The organism is Marinobacter sp. (assembly GCF_041690615.1).
Lineage (GTDB): Bacteria > Pseudomonadota > Gammaproteobacteria > Pseudomonadales > Oleiphilaceae > Marinobacter.
In genome coordinates this window covers 61,351-74,312 of record NZ_JAWLGY010000007.1, presented here as the reverse complement: position 1 = coordinate 74,312, position 12,962 = coordinate 61,351, and the positions used below count along the sequence as shown (strand labels likewise).

General features: G+C 60.1%; 11 protein-coding genes. 6 read left to right on the top strand and 5 right to left on the bottom strand.

Features of this window, described 5'->3' with window-relative positions; translation table 11 throughout:
- Window positions 1–50: 50 nt before the first annotated feature.
- The 3 genes from ACESMZ_RS07115 to egtB all read right to left on the bottom strand — a co-directional run bounded on the left by ACESMZ_RS07115 (window position 51) and on the right by egtB (window position 3,584).
- On the bottom strand, window positions 51–1,067 hold the full coding sequence (locus ACESMZ_RS07115) for a hypothetical protein (protein WP_372957581.1): 1,017 nt from the start codon (window positions 1,065–1,067) through the stop codon (window positions 51–53).
- A gap of 226 nt (window positions 1,068–1,293) precedes the next feature.
- On the bottom strand, window positions 1,294–2,205 hold the full coding sequence (gene egtD / locus ACESMZ_RS07110; protein ID WP_372957610.1) for an L-histidine N(alpha)-methyltransferase: 912 nt from the start codon (window positions 2,203–2,205) through the stop codon (window positions 1,294–1,296).
- A gap of 53 nt (window positions 2,206–2,258) precedes the next feature.
- On the bottom strand, window positions 2,259–3,584 hold the full coding sequence (gene egtB, locus ACESMZ_RS07105; protein ID WP_372957580.1) for an ergothioneine biosynthesis protein EgtB: 1,326 nt from the start codon (window positions 3,582–3,584) through the stop codon (window positions 2,259–2,261).
- Between the two features lie 324 nt (window positions 3,585–3,908).
- On the opposite strand from egtB, the gene ACESMZ_RS07100 reads away from it, so the two are divergent.
- The gene (locus ACESMZ_RS07100; RefSeq protein WP_372972406.1) at window positions 3,909–4,877 is read left to right on the top strand and encodes a beta-ketoacyl-ACP synthase III; all 969 of its coding nucleotides are present in this window, start codon (window positions 3,909–3,911) and stop codon (window positions 4,875–4,877) included.
- 38 nt (window positions 4,878–4,915) lie between these two features.
- Here ACESMZ_RS07100 and ACESMZ_RS07095 read toward each other — a convergent pair whose 3' ends face one another.
- Entirely contained in the window at window positions 4,916–5,146 is a 231-nt protein-coding gene (locus tag ACESMZ_RS07095) for a DUF2789 domain-containing protein (RefSeq protein WP_372957578.1), read from the bottom strand.
- 138 nt (window positions 5,147–5,284) lie between these two features.
- Here ACESMZ_RS07095 and ACESMZ_RS07090 point away from each other — a divergent pair, with 138 nt between their 5' ends.
- Window positions 5,285–5,962 carry a FadR/GntR family transcriptional regulator gene (locus tag ACESMZ_RS07090; protein WP_372957577.1) on the top strand — a complete coding sequence of 226 codons (678 nt, stop codon included), beginning with the start codon at window positions 5,285–5,287 and terminating at the stop codon, window positions 5,960–5,962.
- Between the two features lie 2 nt (window positions 5,963–5,964).
- Window positions 5,965–6,969 (top strand): bile acid:sodium symporter family protein, encoded by a 1,005-nt coding sequence (locus ACESMZ_RS07085; protein WP_372957576.1) that lies wholly within the window; start codon window positions 5,965–5,967, stop codon window positions 6,967–6,969.
- Window positions 6,970–6,986: 17 nt separating this feature from the next.
- On the opposite strand, the gene ACESMZ_RS07080 is transcribed toward ACESMZ_RS07085, so the two are convergent.
- A complete protein-coding gene (locus tag ACESMZ_RS07080; protein WP_372957575.1) occupies window positions 6,987–7,721 on the bottom strand; it encodes a J domain-containing protein in 735 nt (244 codons plus the stop codon).
- A 162-nt stretch (window positions 7,722–7,883) separates the two neighbouring features.
- Here ACESMZ_RS07080 and ACESMZ_RS07075 point away from each other — a divergent pair, with 162 nt between their 5' ends.
- From ACESMZ_RS07075 to ACESMZ_RS07065, 3 genes are read left to right on the top strand one after another with little or no spacing between them, the layout of a single operon-like run.
- The gene (locus ACESMZ_RS07075) at window positions 7,884–9,971 is read left to right on the top strand and encodes a TonB-dependent receptor plug domain-containing protein (protein WP_372957574.1); all 2,088 of its coding nucleotides are present in this window, start codon (window positions 7,884–7,886) and stop codon (window positions 9,969–9,971) included.
- Between the two features lie 40 nt (window positions 9,972–10,011).
- Window positions 10,012–10,983 (top strand): ABC transporter substrate-binding protein, encoded by a 972-nt coding sequence (locus tag ACESMZ_RS07070; RefSeq protein ID WP_372957573.1) that lies wholly within the window; start codon window positions 10,012–10,014, stop codon window positions 10,981–10,983.
- Entirely contained in the window at window positions 10,980–12,947 is a 1,968-nt protein-coding gene (locus ACESMZ_RS07065) for an ATP-binding protein (RefSeq protein WP_372957572.1), read from the top strand. Before ACESMZ_RS07070 ends, ACESMZ_RS07065 begins: the two co-directional genes overlap by 4 nt.
- Window positions 12,948–12,962 lie beyond the last annotated feature (15 nt).

Below are 12,962 nucleotides of genomic sequence, written 5' to 3'. Positions count from 1 at the left end.
AGCATCCCGCTGATCACGGTCCATCCTGCTATTAGCGCTGGTCCCGAGCGCTACTGTCGTGACAGCTGCTCGGTAAATTCAAAGGCCTTCGCATCATGGGCGATCAGGTCCTGTATCAGGGCCAGAACAATCGCGGTTCCCGCTTCGACCGCATTGTTGTGCTGCCCGATTTGCTCCCGGAGCTCGTCGGCCGTGCTGTGACAGATCAGTGGCGGGCGGTGAACCGGCTGATTGGCCAGGAACAGACTGTTCCGTACATCGTAGAGTTCGTTGAAACAGTCCGACGCTTCAGAAATCTTGCCCAGCACCATCTGGCAGCGGTTCCTCAGGCGCTCCAGGCTACGGGCCTCGCGGCAGTCCAGCAGCACTTCAAGCTGATACATCACCAGCAGCACCGTTCGGGCGCTGTACTCATGGCGCTGCTCGGCGACCTTCAGAAGAGTAAAGAGGACCCGGTTGATGTCCTGAATGGCTGTGCCACGTCCTGCGACACCTGTATTCTCGAGCCAGCTCCAGACTGCGTCCAGCCTGGGACTGCCAAAAGAAGGCCAGTCATTCAGTGCGGCGGTTTTCAGGGCCCCGTGGAAAATGAGGGCATCGAACTCCTGTGCCTCAAAACGGTGGGCCCCCTCACCCGTAAATCTGGCATCCAGAATCTGGATGGCTCCAGGGCGGATGATATTGACGGCCATCACCAGTTGATGAAGAAATACCGTCGCTACCTGATAGCTCTCCACTTCTTCGGGAGCCTGACCATCAGCGGCCAAGGTGATGGCAAGCTCGGCGTCGATTCGGTTGGCAGGATTTTCGATGTGGGCACTGCGGTGGTCGCTGAAGCTGCCCGACTCATCCCGGGCCTGTTCCATGGCAGCCAGAAGCCTGCTGCTGTCCATTGTGATCCGGTAGGGTCTCGCCGAGCCTTTCAGGCCGTTCTGGGCCTCGAAGGAACGCTCACTGAAAAAGGTCCCGAGCTGGCGCCAGAGTGCGATGATCTGTTCGCTTCCACTGGCATCGGCGGGCGGGATGGCTTTACCGATGTAAAGGTGAACGATTCTTGAGGATGCCATAGAAACTCCTTTGTCGATTGCTCCGTGAGGATACGGGCCTGCTTCGAGTGTAAACCAAAAACATCGGTTGCGCCGGGGCCTTCACGGTGGTCAACCCAGGATCTTCACCATGAACCGGTCACATCCTTGACCTCTATCAACGGACGCAAACGCTGATCCCGCCAGAGACATCAGCGAACCTCCGGAAGCGGCCTGTGTGTTCGTGTGTTCCGAAGAACTACCCAACTTACGGAGACGCAACCAGATAATGCACGCTGAACAGACCTTTCTCGTCCACCCACACCCGACGCCCCGAAAAACCGGCACGGGCCGCAAGGTTCTTGAAGCCCGGAACAGAATACTTGTAGGAGTTCTCCGTGTGGATGGATTCGCCCTCCCGGAAACGGATGGTCTGACCGTTGAATCTGAGCACCTGGGCCACCCGGCTTTCAAGGTGCATCTCGATACGGGATTCGCGGGGATTGAAGAATGCGTGATGGCGGAAACGATTGCGGTCAATCGCCAGTCCCAGTTCCCGCTGCATCCGATCCAGCAGGTTCAGGTTGAACTCTGCTGTCACCCCGGACAGGTCATTATAGGCCGCTTCCAGGGTTTTCTGGTCTTTTACCAGGTCGACACCGAGCAGCAAGCCGCTACCCGGCGGCAGTAACCGGTGCAGTCCTTTGAGAAAACCCTCGGCCTCCTGAGGCGTGAAGTTGCCAATACTGGATCCGGGGAAAAAACCCACCAGGCGATTTGGTTCAATGTCCTGTGGCAGGTCCACCGGCCGTGTAAAGTCCGCGCAGGCAGCGTGTACCTCCAGCCAGGGATAGTCTGCCGCCAGTCGGCGAGTGCTGTTGATGAGAAACTCCCGGGAGATATCGATGCCCAGATAGCGGTTCACGGACAGACATTCCAGCAGCAGCCGGACCTTGCGGCTGGCGCCACTGCCAAACTCCACCAGGGTAGCTCCCGGCCCCGCCAGGTTAGCAATTTCCGGAACCGCCCGGGCCAGAATCGCCTCTTCCGTCCGGGTGGGATAATACTCCGGAAGTTCACATATTTTCTCGAAAAGCTCTGAACCCTTCTGATCATAAAGGAATTTTGGAGAACAGAATTTTGGCCTCGAGGTCAGTCCGGTGAGCACTTCCTCTGCCATGGTAGGTGCGTGATCTTCAGGTAGCTGATTATGGAACTGAACGGTTGCGGTACTCACTTGCGAGCCTCCCTGGCGAGTCGGAATCCGGAAAAAGCCCAGCGGGCTGAGGGTGGAAAGAAGTTGCGGTAGGTAGGACGGATATGACTGGCCGGGGTGGCGCAACATCCACCTCGCAACACCATCTGGCCGGACATGAACTTGCCGTTGTATTCCCCCAGGCTGCCGGAGAGGGTTCTGAAACCCGGATATGGCCGATAGGCACTGCCCGTCCATTCCCACACGTCCCCCAGAAGCTGGCCAGGGCGCCGCTTGTCAAAGTCATGGCGAACCCGCGTGCCAACCGGTTGCAGGTAGCCGCTGTCAAGGAAATTCCCGTGCCGGTTCGGCGTGTGGGTGGCCGCATGCTCCCACTCGGCCTCGGTGGGCAGTCGCTCCCCCGCCCATCGGGCAAACGCATCCGCTTCATAGAAACTGACATGACAGACCGGCGCATCCGGATCCACCGGGCACCAGCCCCTAAGGGTAAAGTGCCACCACTGCTGCCCTTCCCTGGCCCAGTACAGGGGCGCCTCCCAACCCTGCTGTTGAACCAGTTGCCACCCGTCTGACAGCCACAGCGCGGGGTCCCGATAGCCGCCCTGCTCTATGAAATGCAGGAACTCCTGGTTGCTCACCGGCCTTGTGGCCAACTCGAACGGTTCCAGGTACTGCCGGTGAGCCGGTTGTTCGTTGTCGAAGGCAAAATCATCACCACCGGGTTCCACGCCGACCGATACTACGCCCCCCTCGTACCCGTACCAGCCCATTGCCACCGGGTGCCGGGGCGGCGGTGCCTGCAAACGATCCGTATACACAGGACGCAGCGGATTCTGGGCGAGAATGTGCTTGATATCCATGACCAGCAATTCCTGGTGCTGCTGTTCATGGTGAATGCCCAGGCAGGTGCGCTCGGCAATGGTGCGGCTGTGCTCTGCGGGCGGATTGCTCAGCAACAGCCCCATGGCCTCATCCACATAGTGCCGGTAGCGATAGACATCCGCTACCGTAGGCCGGGACAGTATGCCCCGGCGGGGCCTGGGGAACGGATTGCCGTGGGTTTCGTAGTAGGAATTGAACAGGTGGTCGTAGGTATCGTTGAGTGGCACATAACCTCTCAGGTATGGCCTGAGAAGAAAGGTCTCGAAAAACCAGGTCACATGGGCCAGGTGCCACTTTGGCGGGCTTACGTCGTCCATGCTCTGGATCACGTAGTCTTCGGTTTCCAGCGGACCGCACAGCTGCTCAGTGACGATACGGACTTCCCGGAAGGGTTCCAGCCAGTCTTCCGGTGCATTGGGTTCCTCTGCCGGAACCGGGTACAGCGGTTCTGCTTGTGCCATGGCATCGCTCTCTCAGGGTGAGTGTTGAGCGTGTGGTCGGGTTTTTCCCGTAGCCATTGCCTGACCAACTGCCGGGACTTCTCCATGCCCTTCATATCGGCCCCGGAGATGTGGTCCGGCGCCGGTTTTTCTCAGTAAAGGCCTGCGCTCCCGGGTTGGTCAAGTTGCCGCTCGTCCATGTTTCGGGCTTCAGCGCTATCCGGAAATCAGGCTCCGCAGGCATCTTTGACAAATCGCTAATAACCCCGGGCGTTTGATACAGTGTAGGATGCATTTATAAACTTCGACTTTCACAAAAATTTGCAATCCCGGGAAACGTCACGCATGCCATACGCTCGAATTACCGGCACAGGCTCCTACCTGCCGGAAAATGTCCTGACCAACAAAGACATGGAAAAGATGGTCGACACCACTGACCAGTGGATCAGGGAGCGTACCGGTATTTCACAGCGCCATGTGGCGGCCCCTGAGCAAACCACGGTCGACCTGGCAGAGGTTGCCGCCCGCCGGGCCGCAGAGGCCGCAGGCGTTGAGCTGCAGGACATCGACCTGATCGTTTTTGCCACCTCTACCCCCGACAAGATCTTTCCCAGCTGCGCGTGCATTCTGCAGGCCCGGCTGGGTATCAAGGGCTGCCCTGCCTTCGATATCCAGGCTGTGTGCAGTGGATTTGTCTACGCCCTGTCAGTGGCCGACAAGTTCGTCCGTACCGGGAGTAGCCGCAAGGCGCTGGTGGTAGGCGCTGAGGTGTTTTCCCGTATTGTGGACTGGGAAGACCGGGGCACCTGCGTGCTTTTCGGTGACGGGGCCGGTGCGGTGATTCTGGAAGCTGATGAAGAGACCGGCATCCTGTCCACCCACATCCACGCAGACGGCCAGTACGAAGAACTGCTCCACGTACCCTGCGGAATCGCCTCCAACTACAACCAGGTGAAAGCCGGCCGGGCCTTTATCGAGATGAAAGGGAACGAGGTGTTCAAGGTGGCTGTGAACACCCTCGGCAAGATTGTTGACGAGACCCTGGCCGCCAACCGGATGCAGAAGTCAGATATCGACTGGCTGGTGCCCCACCAGGCCAACCTGCGCATCATTGCCGCTACGGCCAAAAAGCTGAACATGCCTATGGACCAGGTGGTTGTGACTGTTGATCAGCACGGCAACACCTCGGCGGCGTCCATTCCCCTGGCACTGGACGTGGCGGTCCGGGACGGGCGCATCAAACGCAATGAAGTGATTCTGCTGGAAGCCTTCGGCGGTGGTTTTACCTGGGGCTCAGCCCTGTTGCGGTTCTGATACCCGGCTCCCGGCGGTTCCCCCCTGACTGACCGGCGTTACCGGAGCCGGTTATTCAGGGTATCCACCAACTCCGCCCAGTCGGCATCCTCTTCCCACTCCTCCCGCAGAAAGTGTCTCTGACTTTCGTTCCAGAAAGGGGCGTCGGGCAGGCGGGTGCTTTCGGGCAACGGGCGGTGTTCCGCAATAAATGCCTCAATGGAATCGCTGTCACTGGGCAGGCCCAGTTGCTCAAACAGCTCTGACAGTGTGTGGACCGGTTTTTCCATGGGGACCTCGCTGTGATGTTGATAAATTCGGGCTGACCACCCCCAGTATAGACCCATTATTCAGTTTGTTACCCGTGATCTTGAATTAATAAACCAATCATAGGATGATTGGTTATCCCATCAAAGGACAGCTTAACCATGCACAACCTCACACCCATCCGGCGAGGTTCCCTGGTGGAAACCGCCATCGAGAGCCTGCGCCAGGCAATACAACAGGGAAAGTGGCCGGTTGGTCAACGTTTGCCAGTGGAAGCCGACCTGGCAGAGTCCCTGGGTGTCAGCCGAAATACCGTGCGTGAAGCAGTCCGAGTGCTGGCCCATGTGGGCATGCTGGAAACCAGGCAGGGAGACGGCACCTACGTCCGCTCAACCCGTGATCCCGGAGAGTCGCTGCGCCGCATCGGTCGCTCCCGCCTGCGGGACCAGCTGGAAGTACGCATCATGCTTGAGGCCGAGGCGGCCGGTCTTGCCGCCCGGCGCCGTACCGCCAACGATATCGAACGGATGACCGCGGCGCTGGACCGGCGAGCCCGGGCCGGCGATGACCTGGAGCAGCGAATCGCCCACGATGAGGCCTTCCACCACGCCCTGGTGGAAGCGGCCCACAACCCTGCCCTGCTGGAGCTGTACCGCTATTTCGCCCAGTCTGTAGCCGAAACCATCCAGCGAACCGAGCAGGAAGCCGACCTCCCTGAGCCGTCGCAGGAGGATCACGAACTCCTTCTGGCCGCCGTCCGACAACAGAATTCCGACAAAGCGGCCCAACTGGCTCGAGCGCTGCTGGAGCCCAGTCTCACTGCTCTGGAAGGGGCGTAGCCATGAAATTCCGCCTTGATACGTTCACGATGCTGCTTCTGGGCGCCATTGTGCTGGCAACCTTTCTGCCGGTCAGGGGAAGTGCCGCAGAGGCGCTGTCCGTGGCAGGCACCATTGCGGTTGCGCTGCTGTTCTTTCTCCACGGTGCGGCTCTGTCCCGGCAACAGATCATCGACGGTGCGACCCACTGGCGACTGCACATCCTGATCACTTCCCTCACCTTTGTATTCTTCCCGCTGGTGGTGCTTCCCATTAACGGGCTGAGCGGCATCGCACCCGAGTGGATGCCGGAAGACCTCGGGCTGGGATTTCTCTATCTCGGTGTTCTGCCCTCGGCAGTGTCGTCTTCCATTGCCTACACCGCCATGGCACGGGGCAATGTGCCGGCGGCCATCTGCAGTGCGGCGGCATCCAACGTGTTCGGCATGATGCTTACACCCTTCCTGCTGATCCTGCTGGTCAGCACCTCCGGAGGGGGGAGCTTCTCGGTGCTGGAAGCCCTGAAGGACATCGTGGTGCAGCTGTTGTTACCATTTGCGGTGGGGCACGCCATGCGGCCCTGGCTGGGCGGTTTCCTGGCCCGGCACGAGAATCTTACATCCCGTTACGACCAGCTCGTTATCTGGCTGATCGTTTACTCGGCCTTTTCCCACTCCGTGGTCAGCGGGCTCTGGGAAAACCTGCCGCTGACAGCGATCGGGCTGACCATTGCGCTGTGCTTTGCTCTGCTCGGATTCTTCATGCTGGTGGCCCACCTGCTGGTGCGGCATTTCGGGTTCAGCCTGGAGGATGAGGCTGCCGTGGTCTTCTGCGGTTCGAAGAAAAGCCTGGCGTCGGGGTTGCCCATGGCCAAGGTGCTGTTTTCCGGACACCCCGGGTTCGGCATGATCGTACTGCCGATCATGTGCTACAACCAGATCCAGGTCATCGTCGGAGCCATGCTCGCACAGCGCTACAGACGACTTATTGACGCGGCCGAAGAACAGGGCCAGGTAACGCCTTCCTGAATCATCGGGGGGATTGCTCAGCCCCCTCCCCCGGTCAACGCACCGAACAGACTGGTGAGGATAATAATACCCACGATCCAGCCGATCACCGCTGGCCAGAAGTTGGTCATCTGGGGTCGTTCAGGCTGGGCGTTGTCGCTCTGATCCGATGATGGAAAACTGATGCCCTGGTAACGCCCGGCATCATCCAGGGTCAGATCCGGCTCGTTCTCCTGTCGCTCCAGTGCATCAGTCATGCCATACCAGCCAAACCAGTCCCCCAGGAAGCGCGCCACCGGTGCCGGCAAACGGGATTCTTCGGCAAGTGGGCGCAAACGCGGCTCCAGCTCATCACCAATGGCCGCTCGCACATGGTCCTGGTCAGCGGGTGGTTCAGTCAGGATGGCACGCCAGATTGCCACATCCTGCAGCCGGAGATTGTCGTGAAGCATGGCATTGACCTGAATGACCACCTCCCGGACCACCTGCTGTTCGCTGGCTGTCAGTGGCGCCCGGCGCGCTTCGGCTTGCCAGCCGGATGCGTCATCGGTCCTGTCCTCCTCGGACCGGCGCTCCCTGACAGGTGACGGCTCCGGCACTGCAACCACACCGGGCCCGGCTTCATGTCCCGCCTCGGCCAAGGCATCGCGGTAGGCCATCTCCAGCCGCCGTGCCTCTTCGCCGTCAGCAAACTTGCTTTGCCGTTCGAAGGCCTCCCGGATCCGGGCGGTATCACGGGTTGGCTCAATGCCCAGTGTTTCCCAACAGTTCATCAATCAAGGTGCTCCTGGTTGCAGGCGGCTGACTTTCCGATATGATGCCAATTCCTGAGCTAATCTTAAATAATATTCATCAGGCTCGTCTCCAAGGCTCCAGACATAATGACCCACAAGCTCGGCAAAGGCAGACCTCCAGACAAATCAGCCGGTTTAGCGTTGGCGCTTGGCGTAACCCTGTTATCCGCGCCACTGGCTGGCGCCGAAGAGGCGGAAATGCCGCCCTGGCTGGCCCTGGGCGAAACTGACAGACCTGAAACCAGCTACAGCGCCGTACCGGAGGTGCTCACCACGACCCGGCTACGCCAACCCAAAGCCCGCGTGCCCGGCACAACCACGGTAATCTCCGGCGAAACCATCCGCGATCTGGGGATGGTTGCCCTGGCAGATGTTTTTCGCCTGGTTCCCGGAATGACGGTTGCGGCTGTCGGCAGCAATCAGCCGACGGTGAGTTACCACGGTACAGTCGCCTACGAACAGCGGCGCCTGCAGGTACTCATCGATGGGCGCACCGGCTATCTGCCAAGCCTGGCCGACGTGGACTGGAATGCCATGCCGGTTCCCATAGAGCTGATCGATCGTATCGAAATCAGCCGGGGGCCCAATTCGGCCGCCTATGGCAACAATGCGTTCCTGGCGTCCATCAATATCATTACGCTGTCACCGGAGAATACCGCCGGCACCGGTTTACATGCCCAGGGCGGCGGACCGGGCATTCGTAACTATACAGCGTATCACGGTCATACCCGGGATGAGTACAGCTGGCGGGTTGCCTGGCACCGGAGGGAGTCGGAGGGATTCGATTTCCAGTACAACAGCGACGAAGACCTGCGCAAGGAGTCGATCCGCGATGGCTTCGAGTTCAACCAGTTTTACTACGATAGCGTACTGCAACCGTCCCCCTACCACTCTTTCGAGTTCCGGGCCGGAGTGACTGACGGCGTTGATGAGGATGACCCCATCAAGATGGGTGGTTCCGACCTGGGTATTCAGACCGACCCGGATGATGAAGTGCGGGATCATTACCTTCAGGTAAGATATGGTTACGGCGGCCTCGACAGCCACCTGGTCGAATTCCAGAGCAGTTACCAGAGGTACAACCGTGACAAGGACTGGATAAGTTGCATCGAACTTGAGGGCGCCCCTGCCCCTCTTTGCACAAGGCTCAATGAAGACCTCCAACAACAGCGACTGGAGTTCGAATTACAGGACACCTGGGAGGTTAACCCTGACCTGCGGCTGGTAAGCGGCCTCGGTTACCGGGAAGATGGCTACGAATCGGAAACCTTCTTTGGCGGCAGTGGTGAGCTTTACCAGTCCCGCCTGTTTGCGAACCTGGAGTACACCCCGGTGTACTGGCTCACCTTCAACGCCGGCGCCAACTACGAGCACACTTCCCTGCTGGACGACAACTTCCTGTCGCCCCGCCTGGCCGCGAACCTTCATCTCACTGAAAACCAGACGCTGCGCTTTGTATACTCCAGGGCCGTTCGTACCCCAGACGCACTGGAACAGCGGGCGGACTGGGCCTACACCCCGGAGAACGTCAGTCCGTCTATTTACAGTGACCTTGAAGGCCAGAGGGTTGACGCTGAATTTGACGCAACCAGCCCCACCGACTTTGCCGGCTATTATGCCGAAGCCGAGGGCAATCTGGACGAGGAGAGGATCACCAGCCGGGAGATCAGCTATTACGGCCAGTTCCGCCTCGGGCGGGGGACGCTGTCCACCGAGGTTCGTTTCTTTTATGACGAGCTCCGGGACCTGGTGGCCGGGGTGATCAATGTCGAGGATTTTGACCTGGGCAACCGGGTCGCCATCGACCAACAGGGTGTTGAGCTGGAAACAGCGCTTGATCTTGGGGATACACGGCTTCGCCTTGCTTACGGTTATATGGACCAGGAGGGCTGGTATACCGCCGATGACGGCATCGCACCAGAGGAGCAGCAAACCATCGTGGCCCGCGAAGGGCGATTGTCGGTGCGTCACACCGGCAGCCTCTCATGGATTCAGCGCTATCCTGCCGACTGGAGTTCTGCCGTGGCCTGGTACGTGGCCGATGAGTTCCGCAGTGGCCCCTATCAGCGGGCGGACCTGCGTGTCGCCAGAACGGTCCACGGCCCCCGGATGAGTTATGATGTCGCCCTGATCGTTCAGCATTACCTCAATGACAACCCCTTGTTGAGCCGAGACAACAACTACAGGGATCGAAACCAGTTCTTCCTCGAAGCCGGCCTCAGGTTCTGACCACCAGGCTGAAAGGACCCTGATAACAACCAGGATGGGTATGGGTAGCTGTAATTCCCGAAAAGCCGGAAAAGTGTGCCGCGCCGGTCTGCTCATGGACCGCGGGCTGGTTATCGCCCTGTTATTTCTCGCAGCATTCGCCGCCACGCCTCACCCGGCCCGTGCCGACGTGGTGTATCTTCAGGGTTCCGGCAATCCCACGTTCAACCTGAGATTTACAGAACTGCTGGAAGAGCAGCTCGGGCCTGATACCGAAGTGCGGGCGTTTTCGTCACTGAGTACGTTTGAAGGGCCTCCCGGGCCGGTCATCACCCTCGGGCAGGAAGCGCTGACCCAGGTACTCGAAGCGGGCACACAACGGCAGGTCCTCGCATTGCTGACCGGCTCCGACACCCTCGCGGGCCTTGCCGAGAATGCTGATACCCGCATATCCAGCGTTTATTACGATCCCCCGTTGCTTCGCCAGGCCCTGATTGGCCGGGTGGTACTGCCCCAGGCGAGCCGGATGGCGCTGCTGGCACGTCCTGACCAGGCCAGTCGCTATGAGCCCCTTATCAGCGAGCTGGAGCGCTATGGCATCGAGGCACGGGTGTTCCTCGTCAGCGGTGACGACGCCCTGATCCCCACCCTGTCACGGGCCCTGAGTTACGGCGACTTTCTTCTGGCCACCCCGGACGACGTCATCTACAACCCCCGTACTATCAAACACATTCTGTTGACGACCTATCGTCGTAACCGGCTTGTCATAGGGCCCAGCCATGCTTTTGTCAGGGCTGGCGTGCTTGCATCCTCCTATGTGCCCCTCCCTGACTATGCCGCCGAAGCTGCTCACTATGTCCGCGAGTGGCAGCGTACCGGAATTCTCCCGGAACCGTCCTACCCGGACTCCTTCGGCGTCGAAATCAACCGGCAGGTAGCCAGGTCCCTGAACCTGCCACTGCCGGAGCGGGACCAGATCGTGGAAGAAGTCCGTGCGCTGCTCCGGCAGGCGTCAGGGGAGGCGCGGCCATGAAGCACAGTAATGCCAAGAGGAGCCTCGCGAACCAGCTCCTGTTGCTGGGCGCCCTCCCTGCCGTGTTGATGTTTGTGGGCCTGATGGTGTTTTTTACCCATGCCCGCCTGACGGATGCCCGCCAGGAGCTTTTTGATTCCACCCAGGTGCTGGCTGACAACCTGGCACCCGTCATGGAATACGCGGTGGTCTCCGGCAACCGCAAGGTGCTGGAAGACATTCTGCAGCAGGCCAGCAACCGGACCAGGCTGCAGTGGATCCGGGTGACTGATGTGTTGGGCAACGAAATGGCCTTTGTCGGCAGCGATCGATTCAGTCAGTGGCCCGGTGATGACCAGCAGGACGAGAGTATCCACCGGTTCAGCTCCGATATCCTCCAGTTGCCGGTCGCCCTCGGGAGCGACAGCGAGGACTGGTTTGAGCCGGATTACCGGGTATCCGGCGGAGCCATGAGGGTGGGATCCGTGGAAGTCGCGGTCAGTGAGCAACGCCTGACCGAGCGGCGAACCGACATCCTCCTTACCTCAGGGGTCGTGGGTGTCTCGCTGCTGGTGTTTGCCCTCATTCTGGTCAATCGCCTGACGGCGACACTGCTCGAGCCCGTGCAGACCCTTGCCGAACGGGTGCTGGCCATGACCCGCAGGGATTACCGGGAGCACGGTCCGGTGGGCACCCGGGTGGCAGAAATTGCCCAGCTCGAAGACAACCTGAACCAGCTGGCTCGGCACCTGGGTCACCTGCAGGAATCCCGGGATCAGACCCTCGCCCTGTCGGAAAGCGCCCGGGAGAAGGCCGAGCAGGCCAGCCAGGCCAAGACAGAGTTTCTGGCGGTCATGAGCCATGAGCTGCGTACACCCCTGAATGGGGTGCTGGCCATGGTGGACCTGGTGTCCGAGCAACCGCTCACGGACCGACAGGCCGACTACCTGAACACTGCCAGGCGATCCACCGAGGACCTGCTGACCCTGATCAATGACATTCTGGACGTCTCCCGTCTGGACCAGGGCACACTACTGCTGGAAAGTCGCCCGTTCAACCCGAAAGTACTGGTGGAAAACTGCATGGCCAGTTTCCGGCATGCTGCGGAAGAGCACGGCCTCACGCTGGAGCTGAAGCTTTCGGGAAACTGGCCCGATAAACCTGAAGTGGCCGGCGATGCGGTAAGGTACCGCCAGGTCCTGGCGAGCCTGCTGGACAATGGCATCAAGTTCTCGGACCACGGGACGATCCTGGTGGCCCTGGACTGGCATCAGGAGGCAGATGACTGCGTGTTCCTCACCTGCGAAGTGCAGGATAACGGTCACGGGATACCACCGGAGCAGCTGGAGCAGGTCTTCAACAGCTTCGAGCAGCTCGACTCCTCCCGTTCCCGCACCACCGGCGGTACTGGTATCGGCCTGACCCTGGTTCAGAAACTGGTGGAACTGATGGGTGGCCACATCGGGCTGACCAGTGACTCCGGAGAGGGCTCCAGTTTCCGGTTTGAAGTGCCCTTCGAGCTTTCCTCATCCGCGGTTTCGCCAACCGGTAACGGGCAAGGGAGCCAGCAGGAAAGGCTGCCATCCGGAACGGAGCAACGGCAGACACCCCGGGCCCTTGTGGTGGAGGACAATCCGGTCAATCAACGGGTGGCACGTACCCTGCTCGACCGCCTTGGATTCGAGACCAGGGCTGTCGCCAATGGGCGCGAGGCCATTACCTCCGTCACCGACAGTGAGACTCCCTTTACGGTGATTCTGATGGATTGCCATATGCCAGTCATGGACGGCTTTACGGCTGCCCAGGCCATCCGGGACTGGGAGCGCCGGGAGAACCAGCGGCAAATCCCGATCATCGCCCTCACCGCGGATGTGTTACCAGGCACCAGGGCAAGCTGTCTTGAAGCGGGAATGAACGACTACCTGGCCAAGCCAGTACGCAAGCACCAGCTCAGGAGCGTCCTGAGTCGCTGGGTGCCATTGTAGGGCACCCAGCGACTG